A 3,526-nucleotide genomic window follows, 5' to 3' on the forward strand; every position below is an offset into this window, starting at 1 on the left:
GCTGCCGCATGTTCAAAGGAGCATCGCCATGCAACAAATCACCATCCAATTCCGCGACGACGACACGCTGCCGGATCGCGTGCGGAAAATGGCCGAGCTGCGTCAAACATCTCCTCAGGACATCATTGAGCGCGCGCTCTGCGCTTACCTGGGAGATTTCGGACTTACGCCTATTCCTGAAGGATTTCGCCCGAAAACCATCATTGAATTGGCCGAGGCAATAGGGTCTATCAAGCCCGCCAAACCAACCTAGTCGCCCTCAGCGGGGCAGGAGTTACCAATGAGTAAGCTTTCTGCCCCTGTTGGGGCAATTGTGCGCGTGTGGTTTCTGGAGTCAGAAGACATTCTGAAGCCGGGGCCAAAGTTCCGCCCATGCTTGGTGATTGCTGAGGAAGTACGCAACGGGCGCCCTATGGTGCTTGTTGTGTATGGAACCAGTCAAAACACCGACTGGAGTGGAAACACCGAAGTTGTCGTTAACCCTGATGGCTACAAAGTCATCAAAGCGGCGACGAAGTTCTGCTTCCAGAGAGCCTTTTGGCTCCCCCTTCAGACCAAGTATTTCCTGTCAAACGGCAGGCAACCCTTGCCTGAGAACCTCCGACGTGAGCACATTGACCTCTGCAAGAGGCCATTGCAAGCGTCAAATTTGTTTCGTTAACCCAACCGGGGTCACCTATCCCCGGTTGGGGCATGGTGACTTCATCTTCAAAAAGGAAATCACCATGACCATTTCTATCAACCCCAAAAAGGCGGAGAAACTGCTGAGCGCATACATCAATGCGCGGACGCCGATCTTGTTGACTGGCGCCCCTGGCGTTGGCAAATCCTCCATTGTGGAGGCCGCAGCAGAGGCTGCAGGGTACGACATTATTCTGTCGCATCCTGTGGTGTCCGATCCCACGGACGCAAAAGGCCTACCCTGGCCCGACAAGGATGGCGAAACCGCCACCTTCCTGCCGTTCGGAGATCTGGCGCAGGCCATTAACGCAACCAGGCCAACGGTCTGGTTTCTCGATGATCTGGGACAGGCATCTCCTGCTGTTCAGGCAAGCTTCATGCAGTTGCTCCTTGCTCGACGGGTCAATGGGCACAAGCTGCCCGACTGCGTGACTTTCGTTGGGGCAACCAATCGCTCCCGTCGCGAAGGCGTAACGGGCATGCTCGCGCCTGTGCTGTCTCGCTTCGGCACGGTCGTGGAAGTCGTGGTTTCGGTAGACGACTGGACGCAGTGGGCGCTGAGGGCAGATATGCCACCTGAGCTCATATCGTTTTTGCGATTCCGTCCCGATCTTCTGCATGTCTACGACGGCGCCAAGAAGGCCAACGACATGGAAAATTTCCCGTGCCCTCGGACATGGGAGTTTGCCGGAAGGAGCCTCAAAATGACGTTGCCAGAGGATCTTGAGTTCGCAGCCATAGCTGGCGCGGTAAGTGAGGGTGCTGCGATTGAATTTCGCGCGTTCTTGACCATGCTTCGCAGCAACTTGCCGAACCCTGACAGGATCATCCTAGATCCAGACAACGCACCAATCCCGACCCGCCCCGACATGCTATGGGCTGTGTGCACTGCATTGGCCAAGAAGGCTTCGGACGCCAACTGTGGCCGAATCTTCCGCTACGCAGAGCGCCTGCACGCGGATGGGAAAAGTGAGTTCGGCACCTTGATGGTGAAGGACATCAGCAGGCTGCAGCCTACGGTAACTGAAACCCCGGACTGGGCGCGACTGGCCGTGAGCGATCTCGGCAAGTCGTTCCTTGGTTGAGGATTGAAAGCACGGGCGGCGCCCAACGCTGTCTCGGCGCTCCATAGCCGACCGGCCTGTGCCTCAGAGAAATCTGGGGCGTAGGTTTGGTCTACACCCACCACCCGGACGGGCTCCATGCCCGCCAGGGAAGGAGTTCGTCCCTCTTTCAAAGGACGAGCTATGCTGTTAAAGTTGTTACGGCACCTTCAACAGGAAGTCAAGATCGCATTGAGGACTCCAACGCTCAAGCAGAAGGAAGCCTACGGGCGACTGGCGCGCGGCATGCGTGATTGGATGCGTTTCAGTGGCGTATTCTGACCATAACGCCACGGTTGTCTTGATCTCAAGGATGCTTGCGCTTGCTTTCTGGGCGTTGGTTCTGTTTGTGATCGGCGCATTGTTCAGCAAAGGAGAATGAAATGCTTTTCGTGATTGGAAATATCTTCATGGGACTCATTTGCTGTGGTTTTCTTTATCTCGCGACGCGCGAGACAAGGAAGCCTGACCAGCACTGAGAGCATCACTACCTGAGCGTTAGTTGGCGTTAGACACCGACCACAAGCGCATTGGTTTTTCAAACGACCCGCCCCTGACAGCTGTCAGGCGTGGGTTTTTTTACACCCTTGACGGGCACTTGTTGCCCGTTGGGCCGGTGTCCGTCTCTTTTACAAGGAGCGGAAAATGTCGAATCGCATCGAGGAAGAAACGATTACCCTGACCGTCACACGCCATCAGCTTGCGATCGTGCAATCAGCAGTGCTGGAGTACCGAGAGCTGATCAGCTCGCCAACATCGGCTGACCGCGACGCCCTCGGCGACGAGTGGGCTGACCAGGAGGTTGATGCAGCGGATGCGTTGCTGAATGGAGAGTTGGCCGCAGCGAAGAAAGCTCTTGCCGTCACGTCTAGCGCGTCCTCTGCCGGGGAAGTGTCGGATGACAAAGATCCGGAGCGAATCGAAAAGCTCAACGCCTTGGGCTTCAACGACGAAGCGGAATACCAAGAGCACCAGCGCGTGTTGCAGGAATCCAGGAACTTGGCCGCCCAACAAACGGTGTTGAGTCGCACCGAGGCCATGACCAAGTTCAAAGAATTGGTTCGGAAACACGGGCTGCAGTGGACGGCAGCAGTTCCGAAAGAAGCTTACGAGCAGCTTCGGGAATGCAACAAAGTTCTGACCACCAAAGATCGGCGTGAAGCCATGGGCTTTCGCGTTTAACTGCTAGGCTACCCGGCAAAATACGATCTTGCCTGACGGAATTGGAAACGAACAGATGAATCACCCTGATGGGCACTTGTTGCCCGCTGGGCCGGTGTCTGTCGCTTTTTTGCAGGAGAGAACAAATGAACGCTAACGTAGTCGAAGCGGATGTATGGCCGGTGAGCCATTCGGGGGGAGAGAAATCCATCAGCGATGATGACCTCTGTTCCGAGTGCGCGCACTGCAGCTACCGTCCAGGAGAAATGAGCGGATGCGAAAAAAATTGGCCTGGACTTGAAAATAACGACTATTACGTTGTTTCTTGCCAGATGTTCCAAGAAAAATAGATGTAACATTGAAGCCATTCCTTCGGGGATGGTTTTCTAAAGCATCCTTTTGGGTTCTTCAGAAAACCAAGTTTGTTCCTCGGGTGCGTAATGCACTGAGTTCAAAAGGTTGCTGGCCTGTCGCAAGACGAAACAGCATTCAACGCACGCAAGTGCAAATTCAACCCACGCGGGGCCACCCCGCCGGGTTGGCTTCGCTCTGTCATGGAGCATAGAATGAGCAGCATGAAC

Annotated in this window: 6 protein-coding genes; all 6 read left to right on the forward strand. The window is 55.2% G+C overall.

Going from position 1 to position 3,526, the window contains the following annotated elements; all coding sequences use genetic code 11:
• Positions 1–253: hypothetical protein (locus OX89_RS08515; RefSeq protein WP_047350295.1), on the forward strand; the 253-nt coding region annotated here is incomplete at its 5' end.
• Positions 254–280: 27 nt separating this feature from the next.
• Positions 281–661, forward strand: a complete 381-nt coding sequence (locus OX89_RS18530) for a type II toxin-antitoxin system PemK/MazF family toxin (protein ID WP_157497374.1) — start codon at positions 281–283, stop codon at positions 659–661.
• A 64-nt stretch (positions 662–725) separates the two neighbouring features.
• Entirely contained in the window at positions 726–1,766 is a 1,041-nt protein-coding gene (locus OX89_RS08520; RefSeq protein WP_199856227.1) for an AAA family ATPase, read from the forward strand.
• A 162-nt stretch (positions 1,767–1,928) separates the two neighbouring features.
• On the forward strand, positions 1,929–2,066 hold the full coding sequence (locus OX89_RS19075; protein WP_157497378.1) for a hypothetical protein: 138 nt from the start codon (positions 1,929–1,931) through the stop codon (positions 2,064–2,066).
• A gap of 363 nt (positions 2,067–2,429) precedes the next feature.
• Positions 2,430–2,966, forward strand: a complete 537-nt coding sequence (locus OX89_RS08525; RefSeq protein ID WP_047350296.1) for a hypothetical protein — start codon at positions 2,430–2,432, stop codon at positions 2,964–2,966.
• 125 nt (positions 2,967–3,091) lie between these two features.
• Positions 3,092–3,295 (forward strand): hypothetical protein, encoded by a 204-nt coding sequence (locus tag OX89_RS18135; RefSeq protein ID WP_084002039.1) that lies wholly within the window; start codon positions 3,092–3,094, stop codon positions 3,293–3,295.
• Positions 3,296–3,526: the final 231 nt, after the last annotated feature.

This window comes from Diaphorobacter sp. J5-51 (assembly GCF_001023515.1).
Classification (GTDB): Bacteria; Pseudomonadota; Gammaproteobacteria; order Burkholderiales; family Burkholderiaceae_C; genus Diaphorobacter; species Diaphorobacter nitroreducens.